This window comes from Streptomyces sp. NRRL B-24085 (genome assembly GCF_001282115.1).
Classification (GTDB): Bacteria; Actinomycetota; Actinomycetes; order Streptomycetales; family Streptomycetaceae; genus Streptomyces.
On record NZ_LJBR01000247.1, the window covers coordinates 1 to 13,981 of the forward strand.

The 13,981-nt window shown below is 71.0% G+C and carries 17 protein-coding genes; 7 read left to right on the forward strand and 10 right to left on the reverse strand.

Translation table 11 applies throughout. The features are described from left to right. Both AOJ26_RS25480 and lnt read left to right on the forward strand, forming a co-directional pair. Positions 1-322 (forward strand): nuclear transport factor 2 family protein (locus tag AOJ26_RS25480; RefSeq protein WP_053850681.1); only part of this gene is annotated, 322 nt, incomplete at its 5' end. Positions 323-386: 64 nt separating this feature from the next. Beyond that, on the forward strand, positions 387-1,946 hold the full coding sequence (gene lnt / locus AOJ26_RS25485) for an apolipoprotein N-acyltransferase (RefSeq protein ID WP_053850682.1): 1,560 nt from the start codon (positions 387-389) through the stop codon (positions 1,944-1,946). Here the strand turns inward: lnt and AOJ26_RS25490 are convergent. Then, entirely contained in the window at positions 1,870-2,775 is a 906-nt protein-coding gene (locus AOJ26_RS25490) for a Gfo/Idh/MocA family protein (protein ID WP_053850683.1), read from the reverse strand. The two genes, lnt and AOJ26_RS25490, sit on opposite strands and share 77 nt — an antisense overlap. Before the next feature lie 136 nt (positions 2,776-2,911). Between AOJ26_RS25490 and AOJ26_RS25495 the strand changes: the two genes are divergently transcribed. Together AOJ26_RS25495 and AOJ26_RS25500 are read left to right on the forward strand one after the other, a co-directional pair. Further along, on the forward strand, positions 2,912-3,424 hold the full coding sequence (locus AOJ26_RS25495; RefSeq protein WP_053850684.1) for a DinB family protein: 513 nt from the start codon (positions 2,912-2,914) through the stop codon (positions 3,422-3,424). 151 nt (positions 3,425-3,575) lie between these two features. After that, positions 3,576-4,079 carry a hypothetical protein gene (locus tag AOJ26_RS25500; RefSeq protein ID WP_053850685.1) on the forward strand — a complete coding sequence of 168 codons (504 nt, stop codon included), beginning with the start codon at positions 3,576-3,578 and terminating at the stop codon, positions 4,077-4,079. A gap of 13 nt (positions 4,080-4,092) precedes the next feature. On the opposite strand, the gene AOJ26_RS25505 is transcribed toward AOJ26_RS25500, so the two are convergent. The 7 genes from AOJ26_RS25505 to AOJ26_RS25535 form a co-directional block, all read right to left on the reverse strand. Then, the gene (locus tag AOJ26_RS25505; protein ID WP_053850686.1) at positions 4,093-4,611 is read right to left on the reverse strand and encodes a hypothetical protein; all 519 of its coding nucleotides are present in this window, start codon (positions 4,609-4,611) and stop codon (positions 4,093-4,095) included. A 117-nt stretch (positions 4,612-4,728) separates the two neighbouring features. Next, entirely contained in the window at positions 4,729-5,412 is a 684-nt protein-coding gene (locus tag AOJ26_RS25510; RefSeq protein WP_053850687.1) for a uracil-DNA glycosylase, read from the reverse strand. Between the two features lie 68 nt (positions 5,413-5,480). Continuing rightward, positions 5,481-7,061 (reverse strand): ABC transporter substrate-binding protein, encoded by a 1,581-nt coding sequence (locus AOJ26_RS25515; RefSeq protein WP_053850688.1) that lies wholly within the window; start codon positions 7,059-7,061, stop codon positions 5,481-5,483. A 191-nt stretch (positions 7,062-7,252) separates the two neighbouring features. After that, complete coding sequence (locus tag AOJ26_RS25520) at positions 7,253-8,017, reverse strand: SDR family oxidoreductase (RefSeq protein WP_053850689.1); 765 nt, start codon at positions 8,015-8,017, stop codon at positions 7,253-7,255. Between the two features lie 12 nt (positions 8,018-8,029). Beyond that, positions 8,030-8,791 (reverse strand): 3-oxoacyl-ACP reductase FabG, encoded by a 762-nt coding sequence (fabG, locus tag AOJ26_RS25525; protein WP_053850690.1) that lies wholly within the window; start codon positions 8,789-8,791, stop codon positions 8,030-8,032. A 128-nt stretch (positions 8,792-8,919) separates the two neighbouring features. Then, positions 8,920-9,369: a DUF3037 domain-containing protein gene (locus AOJ26_RS25530; protein WP_053850691.1), complete on the reverse strand. Its 450-nt coding sequence runs from the start codon at positions 9,367-9,369 to the stop codon at positions 8,920-8,922. Next, positions 9,366-10,130 carry a HipA family kinase gene (locus tag AOJ26_RS25535; RefSeq protein WP_053850692.1) on the reverse strand — a complete coding sequence of 255 codons (765 nt, stop codon included), beginning with the start codon at positions 10,128-10,130 and terminating at the stop codon, positions 9,366-9,368. The genes AOJ26_RS25530 and AOJ26_RS25535 overlap by 4 nt, the downstream gene beginning before the upstream one ends. Before the next feature lie 91 nt (positions 10,131-10,221). Between AOJ26_RS25535 and AOJ26_RS25540 the strand changes: the two genes are divergently transcribed. Further along, positions 10,222-10,656: a Rieske (2Fe-2S) protein gene (locus AOJ26_RS25540; RefSeq protein WP_053850697.1), complete on the forward strand. Its 435-nt coding sequence runs from the start codon at positions 10,222-10,224 to the stop codon at positions 10,654-10,656. A 4-nt stretch (positions 10,657-10,660) separates the two neighbouring features. Here the strand turns inward: AOJ26_RS25540 and AOJ26_RS25545 are convergent, their stop codons facing one another. Beyond that, the gene (locus tag AOJ26_RS25545; RefSeq protein WP_053850693.1) at positions 10,661-11,302 is read right to left on the reverse strand and encodes a cysteine hydrolase family protein; all 642 of its coding nucleotides are present in this window, start codon (positions 11,300-11,302) and stop codon (positions 10,661-10,663) included. A 179-nt stretch (positions 11,303-11,481) separates the two neighbouring features. Here AOJ26_RS25545 and AOJ26_RS25550 point away from each other — a divergent pair, with 179 nt between their 5' ends. Then, the gene (locus tag AOJ26_RS25550; RefSeq protein WP_053850694.1) at positions 11,482-11,949 is read left to right on the forward strand and encodes a pyridoxamine 5'-phosphate oxidase family protein; all 468 of its coding nucleotides are present in this window, start codon (positions 11,482-11,484) and stop codon (positions 11,947-11,949) included. A gap of 1 nt (position 11,950) precedes the next feature. Here AOJ26_RS25550 and AOJ26_RS25555 read toward each other — a convergent pair whose 3' ends face one another. Continuing rightward, the gene (locus AOJ26_RS25555) at positions 11,951-12,853 is read right to left on the reverse strand and encodes a LysR family transcriptional regulator (RefSeq protein WP_053850695.1); all 903 of its coding nucleotides are present in this window, start codon (positions 12,851-12,853) and stop codon (positions 11,951-11,953) included. A 74-nt stretch (positions 12,854-12,927) separates the two neighbouring features. On the opposite strand from AOJ26_RS25555, the gene AOJ26_RS25560 reads away from it, so the two are divergent. After that, the gene (locus AOJ26_RS25560) at positions 12,928-13,851 is read left to right on the forward strand and encodes a DMT family transporter (protein WP_234358667.1); all 924 of its coding nucleotides are present in this window, start codon (positions 12,928-12,930) and stop codon (positions 13,849-13,851) included. The last annotated feature ends 130 nt before the right edge of the window (positions 13,852-13,981 follow it).

Below are 13,981 nucleotides of genomic sequence, written 5' to 3' on the forward strand. Positions count from 1 at the left end.
GGGGGAGGCGCCGCGGGTCGCCGCATGGCTCGCGGAGAGCCTGGCGCTGTTCTCGATGCGGCAGCACCTGATCGTCAACCGCCGCGTCCGGTTCGACACCCTGGACCGGGAGACCGGCGACACGGCCCGCGTCCAGGCCGACTACATCAACCCCATGCGTCTCGCCGCCGACACCCCCTCCACCGCCCCCGACTTCGTCTGCGGCGGCCGCTACGCCTTCGCCCTGCTGCGCACGGACGACGGCTGGCGGCTCAGCGAGGTCGTCGTACAGGAGAAGTGGCGGCGTCTGCCGGACCCCCGGCCCGCACCTGTGATCAACTGAGCCGACACCCTCGGGTGGTCAACCGCACGCACTTCGGAGACCCACACGGGGTAGGAGGCGCCGTATGAACACGTTCGGCCACTGGCTTGCCTCCCCGTGGCGGCGCTCGACCGTCGCGGTGCTGGCAGGCGCCCTCCCCGTCCTCGCGTTCCCGGCCCCGTCCCTGTGGTGGTTCGCCTACGTCGCCCTGGTCCCGTGGATCGCGCTGATCCGCTCGGCTCCGACGGCGAAACGGGCGGCGTACGACGGCTGGGCCGGCGGTTTCGGGTTCATGGTCGGGATGCACCACTGGCTGCTGCCGAGCCTGAGCGTGTTCATCTTCGTCATCGGCGCCCTGCTCGGCGCGCTGTGGGCCCCCTGGGGCGCGCTGGTACGCCACCTCCTGGCCGGGACGCCCTCGCGCGGCCGGATCGCCGCCGCCCTGGCCGTACTGCCCTCGGGCTGGCTCGGCATCGAGCTCGTCCGCTCCTGGCAGGGGCTCGGCGGCCCCTGGGGCGTGCTCGGCGCCAGCCAGTGGGAGGTGGCGCCGGCGCTGCGACTGGCCTCGGTGGGCGGGGTCTGGCTGATCAGCTTCCTGATCGTGGCCGTCAACGTGGCGTTCGCCGTGCTGGCGACGGTCCGTGAGTCCCGGGTACCCGCGGTGGCGGGCCTGGTCGCCTGTGCGGCCGTGACCTCGGCGGCCTGGATGTGGTCACCGCGCCCCGACACCGGGGGGAGCACCCGGATCGCGGTCGTCCAGCCCGGTGTCGTCGACGGCCCCGACCGGCGCTTCGCCCGCGAGGAGCAGCTCACCCGCGACCTCGCCGGGCAGGACGTCGACCTGGTCGTCTGGGGCGAGAGCAGTGTCGGCTTCGACCTCGACGACCGGCCCGACCTGGCGAAACGGATCGCGGCGCTCTCCGCGGAGACCGGCGCCGACATCCTCGTCAACGTGGACGCCCGCCGCTCCGACAAGCCCGGCATCTACAAGAGTTCGGTCCTGGTCGGTCCCGACGGGCTCACCGGCGACCGCTACGACAAGATGCGCCTGGTCCCCTTCGGCGAGTACATCCCGGCCCGCTCCCTGCTCGGCTGGGTCACCTCGGTCGGCAAGGCGGCCGCCGAGAACCGCAGGCACGGCTCCGAACAGGTCGTGATGGACGTCGGCCACGGGCTGAAGGTCGGTCCGATGGTGTGCTTCGAGTCGGCATTCCCCGACATGAGCCGTCATCTCGCCGAGGACGGCGCCCGGTTGCTGGTCGCCCAGTCGGCGACCTCGTCCTTCCAGCAGAGCTGGGCCCCCGAGCAGCACGCCTCGCTCGCCGCCCTGCGCGCGGCCGAGTCCGGCCGTCCCATGGTGCACTCGACCCTGACCGGGGTCTCCGCCGTCTACGACGCCGGCGGCGGGCGCGTCGGGCAGTGGGTCGGCACCGACGCCAGCACCTCGCGCGTGTTCGACGTACCGCTGGCGACCGGGACGACGGCCTACGTCCGCTTCGGCGACTGGCCGGTGCACGCGGCCCTGCTCGTGCTCGCCGTGTGGTGCGCCGTCGAACTGGGCCGGCGGTTCAGGCGGCCCGCTCCTGCACCGCGCGTACCACCCGCTCGCACAGCTCATGGGTCGCCAGCGCGTCCCGGGCGCTGAGCACCCTGCCCGCGCGCACGGCGTCGAGGAAGGCGAGCACCGCCTGCTCGATGCCGCGCTGCCGGGCCACCGGCACCCAGTCGCCGCGTCGCCGCACGGTCGGCTGGCCCTTGTGGTCGATGACGTCGGACAGGTTGAGCACCTGCCGCTTGGTGTCCTGCCCGGACACCTCCAGGATCTCCTCGGCCGAGCCGCTGAGCCGGTTCATCACCCCGAGCGCGGTGAAGCCGTCCCCGGCGAGCTGGAGCACGACGTGGTGCAGCAGTCCGTCCGCCACGCGCGCGCGTACCGTCACGTCGTCGACCGGCCCCGGTACCAGGAACCGCAGGGTGTCGACGACGTGGATGAAGTCGTCGAGGATCATCGCGCGCGGCTCCTCCGGGAGCCCGATCCGGTTCTTCTGCATGAGGATCAGCTCGCGCGGATGCTCGGCGCACTGCGTGTACCCGGGAGCGAAGCGCCGGTTGAAGCCGACGGCCAGGCTCACCTCCCGCTGCTCGGCGAGTGCCACCAGCCGTTCGGAGTCGGCCAGTTCGTAGGCGAGCGGCTTGTCGACGTAGGTCGGTACGCCCGCTTCCAGCAGCCGGGCGACGATCTCGGGGTGCACGGCCGTCGGCGCGTGCACGAAGGCCGCGTCGAGGTCCTGCGCGAGCAGGGAGTCGAGGTCCCGGTGCCGTTGTCCCCCGGGCAGGTGGAGCCCGTCGGCGACCCGGGTCAGCGTCGCCGGCGTCCGCGTCTGCACGTGCAGCTCGATGCCGGGCCGGCTGCCGAGCACCGGCAGGTACGCCTTCTGCGCGATGTCACCGAGTCCGATGCAGCCGACCTTCACGTGGACTCCCTCATCTTGTCCGGCCTCATCTTGTCCGGCCAGGGCGTTGCCGGAAGCATACGGCGAGGGCCGCGGGACCCGGCCGGCGGCCGGGAATTCGCTGGTGGTGCGGGGTCGGGTGGGTCAGGATGCGAGGATGACGACTCAGCGCCGGGAACCCGCGACCACCGCCGACGAACGCAGCATGCTGGAGGGCTGGCTGGACTACCACCGGCAGACCCTCGCCTGGAAGTGCGAGGGCCTGACCGACGCCCAGCTCAGGACCGCCTCGGTGGAGCCGTCCACGCTCTCCCTGATGGGCCTGGTACGGCACATGGCGGAGGTGGAGCGCAGCTGGTTCCGCCGGGTCCTGGCCGACGAGGACGCGGGACCGATCTACTACAGCGAGGCCGACCCGGACGGCGAGTTCCGTCTCACCGAGTCCGACACCTGGCAGGAGGCGTACGGCACCTGGCAGGCCGAGATCGACAGGAGCCGGGAGAACGCGGCCCGCTTCGGCCTGGACGACATCACCGTGGGCAAGCACCGCCGGACCGGGGAGCGGTACAACCTGCGCTGGCTCTACACCCACATGATCGAGGAGTACGCCCGCCACAACGGCCACGCCGACCTGATCCGCGAGCGGCTCGACGGCTCCACCGGCGACTGACGTCAGCACCGGACGCCCCGAGCACGCCGTACGGGGGCGGAGATCACCCGTGCGGGGCAACCTCCGCTTGTCCGCTGTCGCCGAGGTCGCCCCAACCAGCAGAGTGACGCGGGTGCATCGAACCACGACTACCGCAACGCTCCTGGTCACCGTGGCTGTCTCGGCCCTCGCCGGCTGTGTGACGGTCCAGCGTCCCGCCGTGTCCGGGCCGCCGCCGACGACAGCGCCGTCGCAGCTCCCGGAACCGGGGGACGCCCGTCCGGACGGTCAGGCGGAGCCGCAGATCGTGCAGGCCCCGGCCCAGGAGGCGCTGTCCATGATCGATCCGTCCCCGCGCTCGAAGCCGGGTGGGACCGCGCCCGGCGGCAGCGCCCCGGGAACCGCGGCGGCCTCGGCGCACCCGCAGGACCGACAGCCCGCGCACGCGCATCCCGCGCACCCGGAGCGCCCCGCGCGCCGGGCACATCCGCAGCCGGGGCACCCGGACGTACCGCACCACCGGCAGCGGCGTGTCGAGATCCCGGACGTGGCCGAGGCGGTTCCGAGGTCCGTGCCCAAGGGGCCGAAGGACGTCTGCACGCTGGGCAGGAAGTACGGCCGCTGGCCGGAGGGCAGCCCGGAGTCGGTCATCTGCGACCAGACCTACGGGCGCTGAGACGCCCGGTGGCTCAGGGCCGCTGACGCGGCGGCCCCCACCTGCCGTCGGTCGATCCGCCTTCGCCCAGTCGCAGCTCCAGTCTGCTGATCGCCGCCCGCACCCCGTCGCTGTAGCTGTCCTCGCCCAGGGCCTCCGCCGCCCTGCGGGCCCGGCGGAGATGGGTGCGGGCGGCGTCGGCGCGGGCGAGCCGGACGTAGTCCGCGGCCAGGTTGAGGTGCAGCGAGGGGTACAGGGCGCGCACGGCGAGCCCGCTCTGGTGCCGGGCCGTCCGGTCGTCGGTGAGCTCCTCGGCGGCCGTCAACGCCCTGAGGTCCCAGGCGAGTTCGTCACAGGGGTCGTCCTGGGCGTCGGCCATGTAGTGGGCCAGGGTGCAGCGGTGCAGCGGGTCGCCGTCCTCGCCGATCTCCGCCCACAGCTCCAGGAAGCGGTGCCGGGCCTCCTCGCGGTCCCCCGCGTGGCACAGCATGACGACCTGCCCGATCCGTGTCATCACGGCATCCGGCGCCGTCTGCTCCTGTCGCTCCGTCACGCGTCCTCCAGGCCTGGTCGGCTGCCGTGCTGTCCTTCCCGACGCTAGCCGCCGCCACTGACAATCCCGGTCAGGCGGGACCGGGCCGGCCGGTGCCGCACCGGCCCGGCGGAGAAATCAGCCGAGGTTCGGGATCGTCCAGTCGATGGGCTCGTGGCCCTGCCGGGCGACCGCCTCGTTGATCTGCGTGAACGGACGCGAGCCGAAGAACTTCTTCGCCGACAGCGGCGAGGGGTGTGCGCCCTTGACCACCGCGTGCCGGCTCTCGTCGATCAGGGGGAGCTTCTTCTGCGCGTAGTTGCCCCACAGCACGAAGACCGCCGGGTCGGGCCGCTCGGCCACCGCGCGGATCACCGCGTCGGTGAACTTCTCCCAGCCCTTGCCCTTGTGCGAGTTGGCCTCTCCGGAGCGGACGGTGAGCACCGCGTTGAGCAGCAGGACGCCCTGCTGGGCCCACGGCATGAGGTAGCCGTTGTCCGGGATCTCCAGGCCAAGCTCCTCCTTCATCTCCTTGTAGATGTTCCGGAGGGAGGGCGGGGTCTTCACGCCGGGGCGGACCGAGAAGCACAGGCCGTGTCCCTGGCCCTCGCCGTGGTAGGGGTCCTGACCGAGGATCAGCACCTTCACCTGGTCGTACGGCGTCGCGTCGAGGGCGGCGAAGACCTCCTCGCGGGGCGGGTAGACGGGACCCTTCGCCCGCTCGTCCTCGACGAACTCCGTCAGCTCCTTGAAGTACGGCTGCTGCAGCTCGTCGCCCAGAACCCCGCGCCAGGACTCGGGCAGCATGGCGGTGTCGGTCACGTCAATTCCTCACGATGTGCGGTCACTTGCAGGGTTCAGAACCTACAGCCGCCCACTGACAATCGCTGCTACCAGCTCGTCTTCCAGTAGAGCTCCCACATCGTCATCATGGTCGCCGGGTCGATGACCCTCTCCAGCCCGGCGACCTCCTCGCTCGCGGCCACGTACTGCTTGCCCTGCCACAGCGGCACCAGCCGCGTGTCGTCCACGAAGACCTGCTGGGCCTCCTCGATCTGCGGGCCGACGGCCCCGCGGTCGCTCTCCGCGCGCGACTCCGGGAGCAGCTTGCCGGTGATCTCGGGGGCCTCGTAGGGGGTGCCGAGCGCGTTCTGCTTGCCCACGAAGGGCGCGATGAAGTTGTCGGCGTCGTGGAAGTCGGGGAACCAGCCGCGCCCGAACACCGGGTACTCACCCTTCTGGTAGCCCTCGACGTAGGTCTTCCAGGGGCGGCTCTTGAGGGTGATCCTGAAGAGACCGGAGGCCTCCAGCTGCCGCTTCAGCTCCTCGAAGGCGGGCTTGGTCGTCGAGCCGTAGCGGTCGCTGGTGTACCAGAGGGTCAGTGGGACCCGCTCGGTGATCCCCGCTTCGGTGAGGTACTTCTTGGCCTTGGCCACGCTGGGGTCCCCGAAGTCGTCGAAGAAGCCCGTGGTGTGGCCGGTGAGCCCGGCCGGGACCATGGAGTACAGCGGCTCGACGGTGTCCTTGTAGACGTAGTGGACGAGCGCCGGACGGTCGACGATCTGGGCGACGGCCTTGCGGACCGCGGGCTTCGCGGACCACGGGTCGCTCGGGTTGAACACCAGGTAGCTGATCTCGGTGGTGGGGTTCTCGATGAGCTGGAGCCCCTCCTTCTTCTGGTTGACCTCGATGTCCACGGTGTCGGCGGCGCCGAGCCCCCGGTAGACGACCGAGATCTCCTTGTTCTTGAGGGCCTTGACCATCTGGTCCGACCGCGGGAAGTAGCGGATGGTGACGGCCTTGTTCCTGAGGTCCGCGATGCCCTTGTAGTTGTCGTTGCGGACCAGCTCGGCCTTCTCGCCCTCCTGGTAGGAGTCGAGGGCGTAGGGCCCCGAGCCGCTGATCTTCCCGTCCTTGCGGATCGCGTCCTCGGAGTACTCCTCGGGGTCCACGATCGACATGGCCGGAGTGGTGAGCACCAGGGGGAAGGTGGCGTCGGGCTGGCTGAGGCGGAAGACGACCTCGCGGTCCCCCTTCACCTGCACCCGGGAGAGCGTGCCCAGCAGGCCCGCGGGGCCGCCGTTGACGTTGATCTTCTTGATCCGGTCGATCGAGTACTTGACGGCCTTGGCGTCCAGGGCGTGCCCGTTGGAGAACTTCAGCCCCTCACGCAGGGTGCAGGAGTACACGGTGCTCGACGAGTCGGTGAACTCGCAGTGCTCGGCGGCGTCGGGCTCGGGGTCGGACGCGCCCGGCGAGTAGTTGAGGAGCGTCTGGTAGACGTTGCGGAACAGCTCCCAGGAGTTGTCCCAGGAGGCCGCGGGGTCGAGGGTGGCCGGGGCGCTGGTGGTGCCCACGACGATCGACTTGTCGCTGTCGGACGAGTCCGAGGAGAACACACCGCATCCGGCCGTCGTGGTTATGGACACGAGCGCCGCGAGAGGCGGCAGGTATCGGTTCCGCTTGAACACGCGCTTGCTCCTCGAAATGCCGTGCCGAGAGTCGGCAAAACATACCGCAGCGCAACGCGCACTCAACCGGTTCGGACACAGGCGGCTTGATCACCGCACCGGTGATGACCCTGTAATGCCCCTGTGCGGCTTTTGTGCGTCGACACGGGCGCCGTCGGTGTCAACGGACGCCCGTGCCGAGGCGACGAGGGTCAGCCCACGCCGGCGTTGAGGAAGATGCCGCCGTCGACGACGAGGGTCTGGCCGGTGACCCAGTCGGACTGCGCCGAGGTGAGGAAGGCCGCGGCGCCGCCGATGTCGGAGGGCACGCCGAGCCGGGCCAGCGGGTAGGACGCTGCGGCCTCCGCCTCCCGGCCCTCGTACAGGGCCTGCGCGAACTTGGTCTTCACGACGGCCGGGGCGATCGCGTTGACCCGCACCTTGGGCGCGAACTCGTGCGCTAGCTGCTGGGTGAGGTTGATCATCGCGGCCTTGCTGACGCCGTACGCGGCGATGAAGGGCGAGGGCGCGATGCCCGCGACGGAGGCGATGTTGACGATCGCGCCGCCGTTGTCCTTCTGCCAGGCGTGCCAGGTCTTCTGGGCGAAGCCGAGCGCGGAGATCACGTTGGTCTCGAAGACCTTGCGCGCCACGTTGAGGTCGAGGTCGGCGATGGGCCCGAACACCGGGTTGGTACCGGCGTTGTTGATCAGGTAGTCGACGCGGCCGAAGGCGTCCATGGCACGCTCGACGGCGATCCTCTGGTGCTCCTCGTCGTGCGCCTTGCCGGCGACGTAGACGGCGCGCTCGGCGCCGAGCTGCTCGACGGCCTCCTTGAGGGCGTCCTCGGTGCGGCCGGTGATGACGACCCGGTCACCGCGCGCGACGAGCGCCTCGGCGACGCCGTAGCCGATGCCGCGGCTGGCGCCCGTGATGAGCGCGACCTTGCCCGAAGGCTCGGGGAGTTGCGAAGTCATGGTCCTGTTCCCCTAGTCGAGCGGTCCGCCGGCGACGTACAGCACCTGGCCGGAGACGAATCCGGCCGCCTCGCCGGTGAAGAAGGCGATGGCGTTGGCGATGTCGTCGGGCTCGCCGACGCGCGCGACCGGGATCTGGGTGGCGGCCGCGGCCTTGAACTCCTCGAAGCCCATGCCGACGCGCTCGGCGGTGGCGGCGGTCATGTCGGTGGCGATGAAGCCGGGGGCGACGGCGTTGGCGGTGATGCCGAACTTGCCGAGCTCGATGGCGAGGGTCTTGGTGAAGCCCTGGAGACCGGCCTTGGCGGCGGAGTAGTTGGCCTGGCCGCGGTTGCCGAGCGCCGAGGAGGAGGACAGGTTGACGATCCGGCCGAAGCCCGCGTCCACCATGTGCTTCTGCACGGCCTTGGTCACCAGGAACGAGCCCTTGAGGTGCACGTTCAGGACGGTGTCCCAGTCGGAGACGCTCATCTTGAACAGCAGGTTGTCGCGGAGCACGCCCGCGTTGTTCACGAGGATCGTCGGCGCGCCGAGCTCCTCGACCACGCGCGCGATCGCGGCCTGCACCTGGGCCTCGTCGGAGACGTCCGCGCCGACGGCGATCGCCCGGCCGCCGGCCGCGGTGATCTTCTCCACGGTGTCCTTGCAGGCGGCCTCGTCGAGATCGATCACGGCGACCGCACGGCCCTCGGCCGCCAGTCGTACGGCGGTGGCGGCGCCGATGCCGCGCGCGGCACCGGTGACGACGGCTACCCGCTGCTCAGTGGTGGACATTGCTGATTCTCCTCGCCCTTGAGAACGTTCCGGCCGGGTCGGTGAGCGACCGCTTAGTACCTTCGGCAGACGTGACGCTAGAAGCCCTGGCACGCGGTGTCAACGTCCCACGGGACCGGTGTGATCCATTACCTCACCAGCAGGTCGAGCAGACGCTCCGGTTCGGCCGTCGGATCCAGGGTGAGTCCGGTGTGCACGGGGCCCGGCTGGACGACCGTGGAGCGGGGTGCGACCAGCCACCGGAAGCGGCGTCCGGCGTCGTCGCGCGCGGCCTGCCCGGCTGTCTCGCCGCCCGCACAGACCGCTTCGACGCCGCCGAGGGCGGCCCGGACGCCGGCCACGTCCGCGGCGGGGTCGAGCGCGCGGAGCCGGTCCTCGTCGAGGTGGGTGCGCACGCCGACGTACGCCTTCGCCCGGCAGTAGACGATCACGCCTGCGTTGATGGACTCGCCGCGCTCGACTCGGGGAACGACCCTCAGCAGGGCGTACTCGAAGACGTCCCGTTCACTGGCCCGTCCGCCCCTGATGACGTGGCGCTCCACCACGCTGCCGGCCATGTGGATGTGGTGCTCGCTCACTTGTCCCCCTCGATGCCGCTGATGCGTTCGTGGACTGCGGCGGCCCGCAGGAGCAGGGGCCGTGCGTAGGCGCGCCGGAGTTCGTCCGGCGACTCGAAGCCGGGCTCGTCCGCCAGCCAGGCGTCCGGGATCTCGGCGGTGACCTCGGCGAGCAGGTCCTCGGTGACCCGGGGGGCCAGGTCGGCGGCGGCAGCGGCGACATCGGGCGCGAAGGGCTTGAGGACGTGGTCCGAGGCGTCGTAGGGACGGGCGGCGGACTTCTCGGCGCCGGGCCAGTTGTGGTGCCAGATCATGGTCGCGCCGTGGTCGATGAGCCACACCTCGCGCTGCCACCACAGCAGGTTGGGGTTGCGCCAGGAGCGGTCGACGTTGTTGACCAGCGCGTCGAACCAGACGATCCGGCCTGCCTCCCCGGGGTCCACCGGGAAGGCGAGCGGGTCGAAGCCGAGTGCTCCGGAGAGGAAGTCCATGCCGAGGTTGGTGCCGCCGCTGGACTTCAGGAGTTCCTGCACCCGCTCGTCGGGCTCGCCGAGTCCCAGGTCCGGGTCGAGGTCGAGGGTCAGGAGCCGCGGCACCCGGAAGCCGAGCCGGCGGGCGAGTTCCCCGGCCACCACCTCGGCGACCAGCGTCTTGCGGCCCTGACCGGCGCCGGTGAACTTGATGACGTACGTCCCGCGGTCGTCGGCCTCGACGAGCCCCGGCAGCGAGCCGCCCTCACGCAGGGGCGTGATGTAGCGGGTCGCGATGGCTTCCTTGAGCATCGCCCCAGGTTACTGGGGGGTGACTGAACAACGGGCCCTCCGGGGCCGTACCTCAGGGCAGTCCGGAGATTCCGTGGAAGGGGACGTCAGCATGGCCAGCGAATCGATTCATCCCGCAGCGGGCCCCAGTCGCCGGGTCGTGGTGGCGGCGGTCGGCGCGGCGGGACTAGCCCTCACCCTGAACGCGTGCGGGTCGGAGGACGACTCCTCCTCGTCGTCCTCGGACACCGGTGCCGCCGGCGGTGTCCTCGCCAAGACCTCGGACATCCCCGAGGGCGGCGGCAAGATCTTCAAGGACTCGGGTGTGGTGGTCACCCAGCCCACGGCGGGCGAGTTCAAGGCGTTCTCGTCGAAGTGCACGCACCAGGGATGCGCGGTGACGGGGATCGCCGACGGGGTCATCACCTGTCCGTGCCACAAGAGCGAGTTCTCGGTTGCGGACGGCAGCGTGAAGAAGGGGCCGGCGACCAAGCCGCTGCCCGAGGAGAAGATCACCGTCAGCGGCGACTCGATCACGCTCGCATGAGGTGTCAGCCACCGTGCGGCCGCCGGAGACAGGCCAGCACCTCGTCCGTGGTCGCGAGGGTGGCGACCAGGGCGAGCGTGTGGCGGATCATCGCCCGGGTGTAGTCGGAGGGCACCCCGGCGATCGCGTCCGTCACCACCAGGGCGCGGTAGCCGCCGTTGACCGCGTCGAAGACGGCGTTGGGCACCGCCACGTTGGCGGAGACTCCGGTGACGACCAGGGTGCGGCAGCCGAGGTTGCGCAGCAGCGCGTCGACCTCGGTGCCCTGGATCGGCGACAGGCCGTGCAGCCGTCGTACGACGAAGTCCTCCTCGCTCACCTCGACGGGGGCGGCCACCCGCACCGCGGTGGTCCCGGAGAGCTGCTGGACGGGCAGCCGCTCGGCGGCGCTGAACAGGCGGGCGTTGCGGTTCGCGCCGCGCCCGTCCGGACGGCGTTCGGCGATCGCGTGGATCACCTGGACCCCGCTCGCGTGCGCGGCGGCGACCAGGCGGGCGACGTTGGCGAGTGCGCCCGAGGTCCGTGCCGCGCGGGCGAGTTCGGGCAGGGCGCTGTCCGGTCCGACGACGCCCTGCTGGCACTCGACGGTGAGCAGGACGGTGGTCCCGGGATCGAGCAGTTCGCTGAGTCGCGCGTACGACGGCACGGTTCCCCCTCGTCGCCGGTGGGCCCGGAGCCGGGGTCCCGAGCCGCGGTCCGCGCACGGTGTCCCGGAGCCGGTGACAGTAACGACCATTGCGTGGGGACGGAAGACGACCCATCCTTTTCTGACGTGATGTCAGAGGATCTCTCCTCTGACACGACGTGAGAGACAGAGGGGGATGTATGACCGTCACGCAGCGCCGGGGCCGGAAGATCATGATGACGCCGGGCGAGCTGGACGAGTTCCTCACCAGCCAGCGCACCTGCCGGGTCGCCACGGTCTCGGCCGACGGCGCTCCGCATGTGAGCACGCTCTGGTTCGCCTGGGACGGCACCTCGATGTGGCTGTACTCCGTGGTGCGCAGCAAGCGCTGGACGGATCTGCGGCGCGATCCGCGGGTCGCGATCGTGGTCGACACGGGCGAGGAGTACGACGAACTGCGCGGCGTCGAACTGTCCGGGACCGTGGACTTCGTGGGCGAGGCCCCGCGCACCGGCGAGCTCCGGGCCGAACTCGACGTACCCGAGACGCTGTTCGCCCGCAAGAACTTCGGCCTGGAGGAGATGCCGCACGACGGACGGCACGCGTGGATACGGCTGACCCCGGAGAAGATCGTCTCCTGGGACTTCCGCAAGCTGGGCTCCGCCTGACTCAGACGGCGTTCTCCGCCGCCGACTTCAGTGCCTCGACCGCCGCCCGGATCGACGGGCGGCGGTCGGCGTCCGCGCGCCAGACGGCGTAGATGTGCCGGCTGACCGACTGCCGTACGGGCACGGTCCGCACGCCCTCCGGGACCGGTCCGCGGCCGAGCCGGGGCGCCACGCACACCCCCAGTCCCGCGCCGACCAGGGCCAGTTGGGTCGGATGCTCCTCCGCGCGGTGTGCGACGCGCGGTTCGACGCCCTTGGAGCGCAGGGTGTGCATCAGCCACTCGTCGCAGAACTCGCCCTCGCCCCAGGTGATCCAGTCGTCGTCGGCGAAGTCCTCCAGGTCGACCTCGTCGCGGTGCGCATGGCGGTGGGTCACGGGCATCGCCACGTCGGCCGTGTCGTCCACGATCGACGCCTTCACCAGCCCTTCGGGCATGGGCAGCGGCTTGTTGTACCAGTCCAGGACGACCGCGAGGTCGTAGTCTCCGCGGATCACGGCGAGGACCGCGGGCTCTGGCTCCATCTCGCGCGAGCCGATCCGCAGGCCCGGATGTGCCGAGCGCAGTCCGGCGATCGCGGCCGGGAACAGTCCGCGCGCCGCCGTAGGGAACGCGGCGAGCCGCAACTCCCCCACCACCTGGCCGCGTTGCGCCTCCAGGTCGGACTGGGCGAGTTCGACCTGGGAGAGGATGCGGGCCGCGTGGTCGGCCAGGAGGCGGCCGGCGTCGGTGAGGCGCACCCCCCGACCGTTCTTCGCGAGGAGCTGCTGGCCGACCTCGCGCTCCAGCTTGGACATCTGCTGCGAGACGGCCGAGGTCGTGATGTGCAGACCCTCGGCGGCGCCGCTGACCGAGCCGTGCCGGGCGAGGGCGTCGAGGGTGCGCAGGCGCTCCAGGTTCAACATGTAAGCAATACTACGAGATACCTCGCTGGAATACTCGCTTGTGCTACGAGATCGGGTGCCGGATCCTGGTCGGTATGACCACCGCGACCGTCGCCGACTCCCCTGTTCTCGCCGCCCGCCGCCCTGCCATGGACTGGCGTCTGCGCTTCGGCGTGCTCTCGCTGATCTGGGGGTTCAGCTTTCTGCTCATCAAGGTGGGCACCGAGGGGTACGCACCCTTCCAGGTGACGCTCGGGCGTCTGGTGTTCGGGACGCTGGTGCTCGCCGCGGCGATGGCGGTGAAGCGTGAGCGGCTCCCGCGCGGGGTGCGCACGTGGGGGCATCTGGCGGTCGCCGGGTTCCTGCTGAACGCGCTGCCGTTCTCGCTCTTCGCCTACGCGGAGCTGACGATCCCGTCCACGCTGGCGGGCATCTGCAACGCGACCTCGCCGCTGTGGGGCATGGCCCTGTCCCTCGTCGCGCTGTCCGAGGACCGTCCCACGCGCGTGCGTGTCGCGGGCCTCGGGCTCGGGTTCCTGGGCGTGCTGACGGTTCTCGGCGCCTGGCAGGGGTTCAGCGGACTCGACGGCAGGGGGACGGCGCTGGCCCTACTGGCCTCGCTCAGCTATCCCGTCGGGTGGATCTACGTGCGCCGCACCCTGGCCGGGGTGGGGTACTCCCACATCTCCCTGACCGGCGCGCAGTTGCTGCTGGCCACACTGCAACTCGCCGTCGTCACCCCTCTGTTCACCGGCGCGCCGACCCACTTCGCCCTGCTGCCCCTGCTCGCCGTCGCGGCCCTGGGAGCGCTCGGTACGGGGCTGGCCGTGCTCCTTCAGTACGGACTGGTGGCGGAGGTGGGGCCCACCACCGCGCAGATGGTCACGTACTTCATCCCGGTCATCGCCACGGGGGCGGGGGTCGCCCTGCTCGGGGAGTCGTTGAGCTGGTCCACCCCGGTGGGCGCGGCGGTCGTGCTGGCGGGGGCGGCGCTCACTCAGATGCGGCGCGGGGGCTAAAAAAGGGACGCCGGGTCCGGGCTCGCATCGTCGGCGGGTCCGTCACTGTCCGGCCACACTCCGCTCCCGCGCCACCGCACCGCGACTCACGCGCCCCGCTCCACCGCACAGCCACTCACGTTCCCCACAC